We start from the raw sequence: 15,157 nt of genomic DNA on the forward strand, positions 1-15,157 counted from the left end.
AAGTCCTTCCGAAATCATCAGCTTTTCTCCTTTAAGGTAAGCTTGCAAATAGCGCCCTTCCGCAAAGCTTCTTCGGCCTTCGGCTCCTGGGCTACAACGCGTCCCTTTCCTGTATATTCAACATTCATGCGGATGTTCCCCATCACTTCGAGAGCATCCTTTAACGAAAGTCCCTGCAAGTTGGGCATCCTGTGCGCAACAGCATCGCCAAGCACAAGCGTCTTTCCATTCACCAGACCCGCATCCACACGTTCCGAAATCACGCGGAGACCCTTGCCTTCGAAACGAACCGGGCACTTGTTCTTTTTAGCATAATCCTTAGCCGACGTCGCCGTCATCCCGGCAAAATCCCTGTCACAAGGAGAACCGAGTTTCACCTGTTTCAGGTTATGAGCCAGTGGAGAAAGTGACGGATGGTAATAAATACCTTCCATGATGCGGCGGAAAATCGGACCTGCGGTGAGACCGCCCACATGTTTTCCCTGCGGATCATCCACAAGCACCAGGCACACATAGCGCGTATCTTCAGACGGGGCAAGGCCAATAAACGATGCCACCTGGGAATTGCGGTCATAAGAACGAGTCTCGCGGTTGTACTTTTCAGCCGTACCCGTCTTGCCGCCAAACAGCACATCGTTAAGCTTCTGCGAAGCAACCTTCTTTGCAGTACCGCTATTCACCACGCGATTGAGCATTTTGCGAATCGATGCGGCCGTCTTTTCAGAAACGGCCCTGCGGATTTCCATCGGTTCAATCCTTTTGACAACATCGCCATTAGAATTGCGCCATTCCTTCACAATCTGCGGGCGCATGAGCTTACCGCCATTAGCAATAGCGGCATACGCCATGACCATCTGGATCGGCGTTACAGAAACAGCATGGCCAAAGCCCATCGTCTTTAAAGTTCTATCATCGCGAGTCAGTTCCGCAGGCGTCAAGAGCCTTCCATTTTCTTCGCCAATGTAATTGTCAAAAGCCTTTTCTCCAATACCAAAAGCGCGAGCCATTTTCTGCATCCGCACGGCACCCACTTCAGAGGCAATCTTTGCAAATACGATATTCGAAGACTGCACCATAGCCTCGCTCATATCCATATCACCGTAGACGTGGGTATCGCAAATCTTTTCGGACCTCGGATTCCATTGCCAGCAGCGACCTTCATTTGCAAAAACCTTGAGCGGGCTAACCACATTGTTTTCAAGAGCAGCTGCAGCCGTAATCACCTTGAACGTAGATCCAGGCTCGTACGACATCGAAACAATCTCGTTTTTTCCAGCGCGATCGACACCCTGATTCTTGGAATTCGGGTCAAATGTCGGATAGCTTGCCATCGCAAGGATTTCACCTGTATACGGGTCCACGACAACAGCACTTGCGCTCGTCGCCATGAACTCGGCAACGCCATCCTTCAAAGCTTTCTCGACAATTTCCTGCATATTGCGGTCAATCGTCAACACGAGATTCAAGCCAGATTTTGCTTCAACAACATTCTTCGAACGCGAATGAACCTCGCGCCTCTTTACGTCCTGGATACTCAGGCGAATGCCATCGTCACCGCGCAAGCTGTCATTGAAAATTTTTTCCATGCCCATGCTGCCGCTGCCATCGTAGCCAACCTTCCCCACGATCTGCGAAGCAAGCGACCCTTGCAAGAACAAGCGACTGTATCCCAGATTATCGCTCGTATCACGCATGCTTTCGGCAAAAACAATCCCATTGCGGTCCATAATCGTGCCACGTTCTGCATACAAATTCTTCGTATGCGTTACCATAGACCGCGTATTCACCTGATAGACATTGCGATTCAAAACCTGGATATCAAAGGTCTGCAAAATCAGTACGCCAATCGTACAAAGCACAAGGCTCTTCAAAATAAACAGAGGATCAGCACCGAACTTATTCATTCGTCCCCCCTGTTATCATGATTTTAACCGGGACGGCGTTAAGGCCAAGCCCTGCGCGTTCCGCAAACTTCGAAAGGTGATTTATCGACGAAAGCTTGTTGATCTCGTAATTCTTCAAAAGAATTTCGCGATTGAGCAAGCTCGCCTTTTCCTTGAGACCATAGAACGTACCGTAAAGACGATTGATACGATTCTGCATGTACACAGGAATCATACTGACCATCGAGCCGACAAGGACAAACAGAAGCACTATACCCATAAGACCATGCTTCCCTGACTTAACGGATTCATTCTGCACATTATCGATCATACTCTTTCATAGATCCTTAATTTTGCAGAACGAGCCCGGCTGTTCCTGTTGATTTCATCGGCCGAGGGCAAAATCGGCTTACGGTTCACCTTTTTCAAACGCTGGTGGTTTCCACCGCACATGCAGACCGGCAAGTTTTCCGGGCAAATGCATGCTTTTTCAAATTCTGCCGCCGTTTCCTTGACGCAGCGGTCTTCCACGGAATGGTAACTCATCACCACGAGGCGGCCACCCACCTTCAGGCAATCCACAGCAGCGCGGAGACTATTCTCGATCTGCTTGAGTTCGCCATTCACTTCCATGCGGATGGCCTGGAACACGCGGGCCAAAAGGCTATTGGCGTCACGGCGTTTGTCCGGGAACACCGCCTCGACAACGGACTTGATATCGCTCGGGAGCACATCGCGACCTTCGGTGGCAATTTCTCCCACTTTTTCCTTGATACGGGTCGCAAGCTTGAACGCACGATCCATATCGGCATTTTTGCGGAGCGCAGCAGCAAAATCATCTTCGCTTACCGTGCGGAGCCATTCCTGGGCAGACACGTTTTCGCGGCGGTCCATGCGGAGATCGAGCGGATTATCGCCTACAAACGTAAAACCACGGCTAGAGTCATCCACCTGATGACTGCTAATGCCGAGATCGTAAAGGATTCCGTCAATCGTATTCGGTTCAATTTCGTTTCCGAGTTCGGCAAACGGAACCGGATGGACAATAAACTTGGGGAGAACACCAGCAAGGCGCTTCGTTGCAAACTGGACCGCCTCATCGTCGCGGTCAAAAGCATGGAGCGTTCCCGCCTCATTCAACTTTTGGGCAATAGCATAAGAGTGGCCGCCACCGCCAAGGGTGCAGTCCACATACACTCCGTCAGCCTTGATGTTCAAACCTTCAAGGCATTCCTGGAGCATTACCGGATCGTGATAGAATTCTCTCCCTTGAACTCCAGCGACCGCGGCTTCGGAAATTTCATTGACATGTACTGACTTGCGGAGATCTTTATCTGCCATTATCCCCCTCCGTCAAGCCTTCACCATAGAACGCGGCATCGAAAGCGTCGATAGCTTCATTTGTCTGTAAGCCATACTTTTCGTTGTAACGTTCAGGATTCCATAATTCGAGAGTTTTACCGCTGGCCTGGACATAAAGAACTTCGTCTTTAAGGCCGGCATACTCCAGCAAAATCTTGGGGAGTAAAATGCGATTCTGGCCATCCATCTCCACGACTGTGGGGCAGAGGCCTCTCCGAACTAAATCGGCTTGACGGCGGTCGGACCTAGCATCCAAGTCCGCCATGAATTTCTCAAACTCAGGTAGGACGAACAACCGGAGGGTGCGGTCCGGGCCACGGGTGACCACGAACTCATTCCCTTCGGACGCCGAAAGCTGACGACGGAATTCCCTAGGGAAGGAGGTCCTTCCCTTTCCATCGATCGCCGTTTGGGCTTGTCCTATGAAAGAAGTGAAATTCATATTTGACACATTTTACCACAACACTTATCACACACCACAAATATACCCACTTTCTACCACCGTGGCAATAGAAAACCAGGGTCGAGCTTAAAAAAAGCATATTTTTCTCGCTTTTTGTGAAAAGTTTTACACAAAATTTTGCTCATTTGAGCAAGTTTAAATCACTTCGAGATAATATTTACGTAAGTTTTTTGTTAGAATGTAGTTGTCAGCCATTAGTCAATGGTCATTAGTTATTTGCGAAACACATTTTTCTACAACCAATTCCTAATTCCTCAATCCGAATTCCTAATTTTATACCATGATTCTCCGTGTTCCTGATTTTTACGATTCTTTCCAGTGCATCGCCGGGAAATGCACCGATACCTGTTGCATCGGCTGGGAAATAGACATTGACGAAAAAAGCGCCCAACGCTACAAAGCCATCAAAGGTGACATCGGCGACATTCTCCGCCAAAACATCGTGGACGATCATTTCAAATTATTGCCTGGCGACCGTTGCCCCTTTTTAAGACGGGACGGACTCTGCGACATGATTTGCCATCTCGGAGAATCCAGTTTATGCGATATTTGCCGTGAGCACCCGCGATTCGTCGAAGTCTACGGAGACATCATGGAAAAAGGTCTCGGCCTTTGCTGTGAAGAGGCCGCGCGACTGCTGTTCGAGAGCAAAGGAACCGCCACCTCGCCCATTGCGTTTGTCGAGCGCGAAACCGACGACATTCCAGACGAGATTCCCGAAGACGCGATCGAAGCCCGCGATGCCATTTTCAACGAAAGAGAGAATTTATTCGCAATCCTCGCCAATCACGATCGTCCGCTAAAAGAACGTCTCGTCGAGCTGCTTGATTACGCCGTAGAAACTAGCGGTTTCGACATTCCAGAAGAGGAAAGCCCCGCCGCCGAAATTACAGACAAAGAAATTTCAAACAACATCCACCAGTCGTGGATAGACCTTCTCGGTAAGGGCGATAGCTTTGGCCCTGCATGGAGCGCCGCCTACAAGCTCGTAAGACAAAGCAACTGGAGCAAAGCAAGCACAAGTTTGTACACAGAAGACGAGAGCGAAAAAATCATCGCCTATTTGCTTTACCGCTACTACGGCAAAAGTCTTTTTGACGGGAACAATCTTACCAAAGTAAAATTCACATTATACTTCTGGATAATGCTCCAAAGATTCGGCAACATACTTGCAAACGCCACCGGCGCTACACCATCTGCTAAAATTTCCGCCATCAAGCTACTCAGCAAACAAACCGAATATTCCGAAGAAATTATGGACATTTTTGAACAGGAATTCATGGAAAATCCGGCTTTTTCAACACATATTTTCAAGAGGATCCTGAAGGAATAGCGGCAAAGTGCAGAAATGATGTTTTTTTACAATATTTTTCCCTATTTTTGCGTAAAATCACAATTCAGCTCTCTATTTTTTGGTATTTTACAACATGTTTAAGTTGAGGTCCGTAGAACCTCAAAAAGATTTTAGGAGTATGTATATGCTTATCCGCATTTTCAGTTTGATTGCTTTCGCTGCAGCAATGAGTTTCGCGCAGCTTGCACCAGAGCCACAGGTCGCCGATATCAAATTGATGATGGATTCTACAACAAACAAGCCGATGAAGATGGACTTTTCCAAGCATCTTTCAGGTATCAGCGATCCGGGCATTCTGTTCAGCCATTTCAGCAACCGCCCATTGCTCATTTACTATTTCAGCCCGAAGTGCCCGCATTGCCAAAAGCACTTCCCTGAAATCCAGAACCTTATCAGGGAATATGAATCCAAGGGACTTACGGGCATTGCCATCGGCCTGAATGGCGGCATCAAGAAGAACGATATCCGCTTGTTCATCGACCAGTATCATGCCGTCATCCCGGTATTCCAGGATACAGACAGCAAGTTTGGGCCGGCCTACGGCACAGGCTACATTCCGGTCGTCTACCTCGTGCAAAAAGACGGTACATTCTACCGCTACGAGACACTCAACGAAGCGAACATGAACCATTTGCGCGCAACACTGAACACCATTTTGAAGAAGTAATTGTTCCCCATTTTTAGCAGCCCCGGCACTAAAGCCGGGGTATTTTTTACCGTCGGCGGGAGGCAACTCCGCAAGCGGAGTTGCTCCGGCTGCGGCTCAGATATGCCGACAAGCAAGCTTGTCGGCGCATCATTCGCCTTACGCCGTAGTCGAACATGGCTTCTCCTGTGGCGTCAGACGGTATGAAAAAGGCTCCCATGCGGGAGCCTTTTTCATACCGTCGGCGGGAGTCGAACCCACGACCCGTTGCTTAGAAGGCAACTGCTCTATCCAACTGAGCTACGACGGCGTTTGTGAGCACACAATATAGTAAATAATTTGATTTTTCGTCAAATTACGCAACAAACACAACCAATCTCTCCAAAAATTTTACGCAATTCCCATTGCCATTGTCGGGAAATTTATTTACATTTATGCATGAATTTAAATATTTGCATAAACCCAAAGCGTAACACTAGGCATTGTTCAGCAAAACAACAGCGCAAAGCCGACTGTTACACGGAGATACAATGAAGATTATCGACATCCTGAAGCAAGACAAGATGAGCCTCTCCTTCGAGGTGTTCCCGCCCAAGAAAGAAACGAGTTTTGAAAACGTTAAAGCTGCTACCGAAGCGATTGCAAAGCTTAAACCCGCATTCATGAGCGTCACGTATGGCGCAGGCGGTGGCGTGAGCCAGTACACGCTCGAGATTGCGAAAAACCTCAAGTACAATTTCAACATTCCGATGCTCGCGCACCTCACTTGCATTTCGAGCACCAAGGAAACCATCCACCAGCGCATCGAGGACATGAAAGCCGCCGGCATCAAGAACGTGATGGCGCTCCGTGGCGACCTCACGCCGGAACTCATTGCAAACGGCCGTGGCGATTGCGACTACCATCACGCCGTCGAACTCATCCGTGAACTCAAGGCAAGCGATTCCGACTTCTGCATTGGCGCCGCCTGCTACCCCGAAAAGCACCCGGAAAGCGCCAACCAGGCTGACGACATCAAGCACCTCAAGGAAAAGGTCGATGCTGGCGCCGACTTCCTCACCACACAGATGGTCTTCGACAACAACCTGTTCTTCAGCTTCCTTTACAAGCTCCGCGACGCAGGCGTGAACTGCCCGGTGCTCCCCGGCATCATGCCGATTACAAACGCAAACCAGGTCGAACGCGCCATCAAGCTTTCGGGTTCGTTCATGCCGCAGCGCTTCAAGTCGCTCGTGGACAAGTTCGGCAGCGATCCGGACGCCATGAAGCAGGCCGGCATCATCTACGCCACCGACCAGATCATCGACCTCTACGCCAACGGCATCACGAACGTCCACGTCTATTCCATGAACAAGCCAGACGTCGCCGAAGGCATCCTCAAGAACGTCTCAGCCATCCTCGGCAAGAACTTCGCAGGGTAAGAATTTGTATTGAAAGCGCCCAAACCTGCACTTTCAAAGCAAATTTTTAATTTTCGGCATTTTTTACGTAAAAAAAGCAACTAGAACTGAGTTTTTGACGTAAATTTTCAGACAAAGTATCTAATTTTACATTAAACAGGGCTAAAAATTCGCTTTTAGCCCTGTTTTTGTATCCCCAAGACAGCATTTTTACAGATTTTCGCTCACAAAAAGCTAAAAAAGCCCCTTTTTATTGCAGACAACATTAAAATTTTACGTCAAAAAGAATCAAAAGAGGTTAAAAATGACGTAAAAAACAAGTTTTTTCGAATTTTTCACTTCTTAACACGAAAAAGACCTGGCTCAGCCAGGTCTTTTCACATTTTCGAAAGGGAGACGCCTACTCGGCAGGTTTTTCAGCCGGTGCAGCAGGAGCCAGGGCCGGCGCAGTCTCAGCAGGTTTCTCGGCAGGTGCAGCAGGAGCCGGAGCGACCTTCGCCTTGATTTCTTCAACCTTCGTTTTCACTTCGGCTTTCAGCTCTTCAACGGCCTTCGCGGCTTTCGCCTCAATTTCCTTTTTGCGCTTGGAACCAGCCTTCGATGCAGACCTCACCTTCTTTGTCGGATCCACTTTGAGCTTCACCTTCACTTCAGGATTTGCGTTCGGCTTCACCTCAGACTTCGTCGGAGGCGGCACGGCAGTGCTGTCATTCAAAAGCGAATCCGACGGCGCAGCCACAGTGCTATCACCTTCGGTGTAGTAACCGAACGGGATAAGTTCCACGCGGCGGTTCTTGGCACGGCCTTCGTCAGTCACGTTGTCGGCAACCGGCACACGAGTACCAAAGCCGATCGCGCGGAGGCGTTCGCCAGCAATACCCTTCGACTCGAAGTAATCCGTCACGGAGTGGGCGCGGTCTTCAGAAAGCTTCTGGTTGTAATCTTCGGTACCCACGATATCCGTATGGCCCTGGACTTCAAGCTTCACTTCCGGAATCTTTTCCAAAAGCGCGATAATGTCGTCCAAAGTCGGGTAACTGGACTTCAAAAGCTTTGCCGAGTCGAATTCAAACTGGATGCCCTTCTTGAGGTAATCCAAGTCTTCCTTGCGGCGCAGCGGGCAACCGCGCTTGTTCACCTTGATTCCTGGGAGCGTATTCGGGCACTTGTCACGGTAATCCGGTACGCCATCCTTATCGGTATCAAGCGGGCAACCGTCAGCATCCACGGCGACACCTTCCGGCGTGTCCGGGCACTTGTCCGGTCCATCGAGCACTCCGTCCTTGTCCGTGTCGAGCGGGCAACCGACAGAATCCACCTTGACACCCTTCGGCGTATTCGGGCACTGGTCCTTGTAATCCAGCACTCCGTCTTCGTCCGTATCGAACGGGCAACCAACAGAATCCACAGGCACACCCTTCGGCGTATCCGGGCACATATCCTTGTAGTCCACGACACCGTCTTCGTCCGTATCGAACGGGCAGCCGACGCTATCTACAGGCACACCCTTCGGCGTATCCGGGCACTTGTCGAGGCCGTCAAAGACCTTGTCTTCGTCCGTATCGATGCCGCAGCCGTCTTCGTCCACGACGATCGGCGGGAACGTATCCGGGCACTTGTCCTTGCGGTTCTTTACGCCATCGTTGTCGTCATCGCCATCAAAGCCAAACGTCCAGGTGAGCTTGGCGATACCGGCAATAAGCGGCTGAGCCACATAGCAGTAACTTGCCCTGTAACCCGTTTCACCCTTGTACTTAATCTGGAAATCCTTACAACCTTCAAGGGCTTCCTTCGTATCGTAACCGTCCACGAGGTTTCCAATACCGATGTCAATACCAGCGGCAAAGTCAATGTTGAGGAACGGGATCTTCACATTGATACCCGGCGTTAAGACCATCGGGTCGGTGATCGGGCTGAACGGATACGCATCGTTTCCAAAGCGCATTTCGCCACTGAATTCGAGGAACGGCTGGATGTAATCATTCACGAGCCAGTTCACGCCCGTGCTATACACAAGCGTGTTCGAAGCATCGCCAAAGCCGATCATGAGTCCAAGAGAAGAATTCCAGACGAGCGGAACATTCTTCTTGGTGTAATCGACAGAGACAACACCCGTGAGGCCAAGCATGACGCTGTTTGCCGTGTAAGCATACGTCGGGCCACCTTCGTTATCGAGGAACCAGGCATGACGCGGACGAATCCCCACGCCACGCCAACCCGTCGGGACCGTCAAATCCACAACAGCGGCAGTCGTCATGTAATCCGGGCCAAACCAGTGCGGTGTGCGATACTTTGCATAGAACTGCAAGTCGCCGAGGCCACCCTTGCCCATGTGAGCGCGGATAGCTTCGCCGGAGTAATCCTTCGCGTGGTCATAGTAAATCGGGAGACTTACACCGATGTCCAAGTCATCGAGCAGACCGAACGCAAAGTTGAAGTTACCGGCCAGGGCACCATCAATGCGCCCCTTTTCCATGCGAGCGTCCCACACGTCAAGATGTTGAATACGGCCATGCTGGTCCGTAAAACGTGCAGCGCGGGTATAGCCCCAGTTATCGATAGCTATGGTACCACCCGTACCCACACGGAAGTGGAAAAATCCAAGCGTATTCGCATCTTGCTGGTGGAGGCCAGTTTTACCCCCCAGGAGGCCGGTCTGAGCAAAGACAGCCGCCTGCGCAAGTGCAAGTATAAGGGTAAGTTTTTTCATGTTCTAGTACAAATTCTATCTGCAGTATTCACTGGTAAAGATCCATCCGGAACCTTCGCAATAATAATAAACGTCAAATTTAAATACGCAGACCCCATCATGATCCGGGCTAAACGCTTCGCAATATTCTTCTGCAGTTTCTGCTTTCTTATAACCTTGTTCTGTATTTACGTAGTATTCCGTTTGTTCGTAATACTTAAGAGAAGGATCGGCTATATTACCTTCATGATTGACAAATTCACAGGCGGAACCTGTAGAATGGTCTTCGCAATATGCTGCCACAGATTGCCACACGCTATCCAATTTGACGAAAGACTCGGTACCGACATGGCAGATTTTCTTGTCGGAATCTGTTTTGCATTCTATCTCATCCGATTTGCCACAGTGAGACATACTAGAAGAACTATGCGGATTGTCAAGATACCCACCGTAAGTCAAATTTTCACCTTTATTTTCGCAGTACACATCAGAAGTAATCCACTGATACATGGATGATTCATCCTTGTACGCACAGGCATAGGTTACGCTTTCTTTGGTAACAGCTGCATCTTCGTTATCTCTGTTGCAAATCTGGTCGAGAGCAATGTCTGTGGAGGCGTCAACCCACTTACCATAGTCATTTACGACTTCTTTAGCTATAGAGCACTTGAAACTGTGGCTTTTACCATCCATGAGGGTTTCGCTCTTAATGTCTGCAATGTTTTTAGTATTACCTCTATCGGTATCGCAATAACCAAACTTGGCGTTAAGGTACTCATTTTCATCAATTACTAGCCAATCAGTGGAGGAAGAACTTGCGGGGATTCCTTCTGCGTTACCATTACTAAGACATTCATAGTATGCGTCACCGACTATAGCGGCATCTTTTTTTCGATTTCTCGTGCAAATTCCAAGCGTAGCGTCTTCATCCAAAACACTTGCTTTAACCCAAGAGTAGTATCCGCTGGAAGGACCTCCAGAAATGTAGTTACACTTGTATTTTTTCCCTTCGTAAACAGCTACTTTGGTTTGATTTTTCATCTTATCTTCGTCGCACTTGCCATAGATATCCTCAAAGGTAGGTTCGTGCCAATCATCTCTCTTGGCACTAGCGACAAACGTCTTCGGAGTTTCGCCACTCTTTAACGTTACGTTGACTTCAAAGGCGATGCCGTCGGCGTAGCCACTAGCACGCTTGTAATCGCCATAGTTGCAAAGGGCATTAATCCATTTCTGTTTTTCGACTTCTGGCATATGCGAGGCAATTTTACTCTGCACGGTTTCTACAGAAACAGGCTCACAGTAGGTGTTGACCCAATCGTTACAAGAGTAAATTATATTATCCTTATAACCATTCAAGAACAAGAGGACGCTGTTTCTTGTGCTTTCGTTGGTGAAATTACCGTAGTACACCCATTCCTTGGCCCCGCTAGCAGTATTGTTTCTCGCATAGGTAGAACCGTGGTAGTTACACTTTTCGTTGAAGGTCGATTCGCCGAGGTCTTCGTCTTCAAGCTTCTGCACTGTAGCCTCGACGCGATCACCCACGCAATATTCATCAACAGTCGTTTCACGCCATTCATGGGTATGGTTACCGTCGTTGTCTGTATATTCAGAATTTTCTTCACAAACATATTCATAACCGGATCCAGTAACCATTTTTTCATTGACATAGCCATAATGGCAAGCCTTTTCATTATACACGTCTTGCCAATCAGTAGCGATCCATTCGTATTTTTCCTGTTTATCAAGGTAATCGCACTTATAATGTTCGGAACCATTTTCTGCCTTGACTTCGCCCTTTTCCATCGTAGTTTTTGAACATATTCCATATTTCTCATCATGATAATCTTTCTGTCTCCATTTGGAGCCATCGCATACAAAGGTTATTTTGCTTGTTGTCGTGGCAAGTCCCGCATTTTTGTAGTCGAACAGCTTTTCTTTGCCTTCGTTTACGGTAGCGCTGCATTCACCGAGGTAAAGCTTGGATTCCGGATTGTTGGCCTGTTCTTCCGGAGTCATGCCACTTGCAGCGCTAGAAGAGGATGCAACAGAGTTCGAAGAGTTCGGACTGACAGGACCAAGTTCAAAACCAACGCAAGAAGAAGCGGATGGATTACATTCTACTTCTGCGCACTCATACTCTTGAATTTCCCCGTCAAAGAACGCCGATCCCTTATCTCCTTTATTACGGCCCAAGCATACATTTTCAGTATCTTGCCAGTAGCATTTTCCATTGTCGCATACACAAACGGCATTTTCATCAAGACCTTCAAAGCTATAGAAGAAGGTCGAATTAACAGCGTCAGCATCGCAAACTTGTTCCACCGTTGCAACACCTACAGCCCAAAGTGTTACAGGATACCAAACTTGTTCGTTTTCGATATATTCAAAGTAACGGAAATATCCCCCTTCGACATCAGACTTATACACCTTGCTGCTATAGCCAGACGGATCATTGAAAACCTTTGCGTCTTCGACTTTAAGCTTATAGGCTTCCACAAATCCATTCTGCAAAATCTTGTAATAGACGGCATCCGTACCACTCCAGAAATTCGTTTCAGCAGTATAGTCGCCATGCTGCATTTGGTTCCACTTGAAGAAGTTCGCGTCGATAAGCAAAGCGAGGTAATCAACAAAGAACATGCTGTGTTCCTTGCCTGCGTAAGTCGTATTGACGGCGGTGTTAAAGTTGCCGTTTTCGGCAAAGACATTGCGGAAAGCGTTATAGACCGAGTTAAAACCCGGAGTCTTGTCCTTTTGGTCAATGAGGGCCATCACCCACACGATGCTGTTGAAGTTTTCGGCCAGGCCAATCTGATCGGGGGCATAATGTTCGAAAGACGGATATTCTTCGCTGTTTTCCAAATAAAGGGCGTGGGCAAGGTCCTTGTTTGCCTGCTCGTTTGCAACACCAAAACCGTTACCATCGTCAACCAACTTCTTTACGCGGGCGGCCTTGTAGTCGGTCAAGAAGTCGATGACAACCGTATCGGACGCATCGGACAAGTCTGCATAGGCGTTGTAAATAACATCCGTTGCGTTCGAGCCAAATCCGCCAAAGGCGCCGAAAGCGTTGTTACTCAAGTTCAGCTTGACACGGAGCTTCACAACCGGGGTCGTAAGGTTCGTGATGTCAAGATCCCCTTCGAGGCGTGCAACCTTGTATTCCACCGCTTTTTCGTTGGTTTCTTCGATTGTCACAAAGGATTTATTGGCAGAGGCGAACAAGTCCTGCATAAACACCTTGCCGCTCGGGGCGAACTTTTCGTCAAGGTCCGTCACAGTAAGTTCTGCATTATCGCCACCCTTGAGGTTCTTCCAGATTTCTTCGTAGATGTCGTCAGTTTTTGTTTCCTTATTGGCCTGCACCGGGAAACGCACGACAACATGCTTCTTGTACACCTTGGCGAGGTTCTCGTTCACGGGCGTGAACGGGATTTGCATCTCAGTTTCGGCTTCACCGCACTTGATGAACACAGTGATGATAGCCGTTTCGTCGTTGCGTTCCGTATTGACGATTTCGCATTTTTTGTCTTCAAGTTCAGCGCTCAAGCTGCTGTAAGCGTCGTCGAACTTGTCACTGATATCGCGGGAAGCGCTGCTCAACTTGTCGTTGATGTCCTTTTCGTTCTTGGCAGAAGCGCTGCTCAGCTTGTCGTTAATATCCTTTTCATTCTTGGCAGAGGCACTGCTCAAGCCCTTAATTGCGTCATCGACATCTTTCTGGTTCTTAGCGGATGCACTGCTCATCTTGGAGTCGATGTCCTTCTGGATCTGAGCAGAAGCACTGCTCAGCTTGGCATCGATGTCCTTCTGGATCTTGTCCATATCGGCATCTTTACCATTGTCACCATTATCACCGTTGGTGCCATTGGAGCCGTTAGTGCCGTTCTTGCCGTTGGTGCCGTCTTTACCATCCTTACCATTGTACACAACGCCGATCGTGTCAGAGCCATCGCATATAATGGCAATGCCGGACTTGTCCTTGAGTTCCTTGGATTCGCAACGGTACTGGATCGCTTCGTGGTCATTCATAGCGATCCATTCGCCTTCGGAACATACATACATTGTTGCTTTCGACTTCACAAAAGCCATGGAGCCTTCGGTCGAATCACTACAATCATCAGGATTTAACGCAGTTACCGTTGTAAACTGATTACCATCCTGTGAATAAAGCAGGTCATCGCCGCAACCAGCAAAGAACAAAGTCATTGCAGATGCCGCTAAAGCAATTTTCAAGGTGTTTTTCTTCATTGTGTTTCTCACGTTTTTCTTATTTTATTATAAACTTTTTAATTTCATTTAAAACGGCGCGAAATCTAATTTTTTTTTACCCATCCGTAAAGACTAATTTTATAGCCCATTTGGGCTATGGAAACACCCATACAGGCCAAAAACAGATTTTTCAACCTAAAAAACAGACATTTAGGACTAAAATTTTTGATTTGCCCCCCTTTTGGGCGTAAAAAATGATGCTTTTTCGATTCTCTTGATAAAAAAGAGCGTTTTTTTTAGCTATGCTTTATGTATATTCAAGGCATGGGCATCAACGATGCTCGAAGTTTTTAAAAAAAGGTTAATAATGCTTTCTTATCAAGACGCCTACAAAATTGCAGAATCCGTCCATCATGGTCAGCAAGACAAGGCCGGTGGCCCATACATCGATTTCCTCCAGAACGTCGCCGATTATCTTAAAAACAAAGGCGAATCCGAAGATGTCCAAGTTCTCGCTATTTTGCAGGATTCCATTACATCAGCCACGAAAAAGACTCCGGACGACATGATTCAGATGGGCGTTCCGGCTGAAATGGTCGACCTCATCCAGAAGATGACCTACCACAAAAACCAGGCTTGGATTGACGAATACAGCTGCCACCTCATGGAAAAGGGCGTACCAGCCGAAGACGCCACCTATGACGCTCGCGAAAAGGACTTCGTCCGCTTTGTAGAAACGCTCAAGGACAATCCGACAGCAGCAAAGGCGAAGAGCGCCATCTTGAACGTGCTCATGGACGACAAGTACATCCATCGCCAGGAACGCCGCGAACTCAAGACGAAGTTCCGCCTCAAGAAGTACAAGGCCGCCATCCAGGCTCTCGGTGTGTAGTTCGGAATTAGGAATTCGGAATTAGGAATGGCCCGCCTTTTACGGCGGGTTTCTCCATTTTTGGAGCAATATATTCTATTGCCACTCCACCGCCTATTTACTAATTTTACACCGTAATTTTTTTAGCCCTAACGGGCATAAACCCCTAAAAAGGAACACAACAATGGCAAATAAAGTCTATAACTTTAGCGCAGGACCGTCTGTCCTGCCCGAACAGGCACTCAAGGAAGCATCTGCTGCATGCATCGAC

The 15,157-nt window shown here is 48.3% G+C and carries 10 protein-coding genes and 1 tRNA gene; 4 read left to right on the forward strand and 7 right to left on the reverse strand.

What is annotated here, in order from left to right:
• Positions 1 to 17: 17 nt before the first annotated feature.
• From ACJMM9_RS09930 to ACJMM9_RS09945, 4 genes are read right to left on the reverse strand one after another with little or no spacing between them, the layout of a single operon-like run.
• Positions 18 to 1,904 (reverse strand): penicillin-binding transpeptidase domain-containing protein, encoded by a 1,887-nt coding sequence (locus tag ACJMM9_RS09930; RefSeq protein ID WP_405326265.1) that lies wholly within the window; start codon positions 1,902 to 1,904, stop codon positions 18 to 20.
• The gene (locus ACJMM9_RS09935) at positions 1,897 to 2,214 is read right to left on the reverse strand and encodes a hypothetical protein (RefSeq protein WP_405326267.1); all 318 of its coding nucleotides are present in this window, start codon (positions 2,212 to 2,214) and stop codon (positions 1,897 to 1,899) included. Before ACJMM9_RS09935 ends, ACJMM9_RS09930 begins: the two co-directional genes overlap by 8 nt.
• Positions 2,211 to 3,224 carry a 16S rRNA (cytosine(1402)-N(4))-methyltransferase RsmH gene (gene rsmH / locus ACJMM9_RS09940; protein WP_405326269.1) on the reverse strand — a complete coding sequence of 338 codons (1,014 nt, stop codon included), beginning with the start codon at positions 3,222 to 3,224 and terminating at the stop codon, positions 2,211 to 2,213. The genes ACJMM9_RS09935 and rsmH overlap by 4 nt, the downstream gene beginning before the upstream one ends.
• A complete protein-coding gene (locus tag ACJMM9_RS09945) occupies positions 3,214 to 3,687 on the reverse strand; it encodes a division/cell wall cluster transcriptional repressor MraZ (protein ID WP_088640768.1) in 474 nt (157 codons plus the stop codon). The genes rsmH and ACJMM9_RS09945 overlap by 11 nt, the downstream gene beginning before the upstream one ends.
• 301 nt (positions 3,688 to 3,988) lie before the next feature.
• On the opposite strand from ACJMM9_RS09945, the gene fliB reads away from it, so the two are divergent.
• The gene (fliB, locus tag ACJMM9_RS09950) at positions 3,989 to 5,041 is read left to right on the forward strand and encodes a flagellin lysine-N-methylase (protein WP_405326271.1); all 1,053 of its coding nucleotides are present in this window, start codon (positions 3,989 to 3,991) and stop codon (positions 5,039 to 5,041) included.
• 139 nt (positions 5,042 to 5,180) lie between these two features.
• Positions 5,181 to 5,729 carry a TlpA disulfide reductase family protein gene (locus ACJMM9_RS09955; RefSeq protein ID WP_254917450.1) on the forward strand — a complete coding sequence of 183 codons (549 nt, stop codon included), beginning with the start codon at positions 5,181 to 5,183 and terminating at the stop codon, positions 5,727 to 5,729.
• A 215-nt stretch (positions 5,730 to 5,944) separates the two neighbouring features.
• On the opposite strand, the gene ACJMM9_RS09960 is transcribed toward ACJMM9_RS09955, so the two are convergent.
• Positions 5,945 to 6,018: transfer RNA gene (locus ACJMM9_RS09960), tRNA-Arg, on the reverse strand.
• Positions 6,019 to 6,238: 220 nt separating this feature from the next.
• On the opposite strand from ACJMM9_RS09960, the gene metF reads away from it, so the two are divergent.
• Positions 6,239 to 7,129, forward strand: coding sequence for a methylenetetrahydrofolate reductase [NAD(P)H] (gene metF, locus ACJMM9_RS09965; RefSeq protein WP_405326273.1), 891 nt, complete (start codon positions 6,239 to 6,241; stop codon positions 7,127 to 7,129).
• A 379-nt stretch (positions 7,130 to 7,508) separates the two neighbouring features.
• On the opposite strand, the gene ACJMM9_RS09970 is transcribed toward metF, so the two are convergent.
• Complete coding sequence (locus ACJMM9_RS09970) at positions 7,509 to 9,818, reverse strand: OmpA family protein (protein WP_405326275.1); 2,310 nt, start codon at positions 9,816 to 9,818, stop codon at positions 7,509 to 7,511.
• A 15-nt stretch (positions 9,819 to 9,833) separates the two neighbouring features.
• Positions 9,834 to 14,054 (reverse strand): hypothetical protein, encoded by a 4,221-nt coding sequence (locus ACJMM9_RS09975; protein WP_405326277.1) that lies wholly within the window; start codon positions 14,052 to 14,054, stop codon positions 9,834 to 9,836.
• A 328-nt stretch (positions 14,055 to 14,382) separates the two neighbouring features.
• On the opposite strand from ACJMM9_RS09975, the gene ACJMM9_RS09980 reads away from it, so the two are divergent.
• A complete protein-coding gene (locus ACJMM9_RS09980; protein ID WP_405326279.1) occupies positions 14,383 to 14,907 on the forward strand; it encodes a hypothetical protein in 525 nt (174 codons plus the stop codon).
• The last annotated feature ends 250 nt before the right edge of the window (positions 14,908 to 15,157 follow it).

Origin of the sequence: Fibrobacter sp. (assembly GCF_045112255.1) — a bacterium.
Lineage (GTDB): Bacteria > Fibrobacterota > Fibrobacteria > Fibrobacterales > Fibrobacteraceae > Fibrobacter.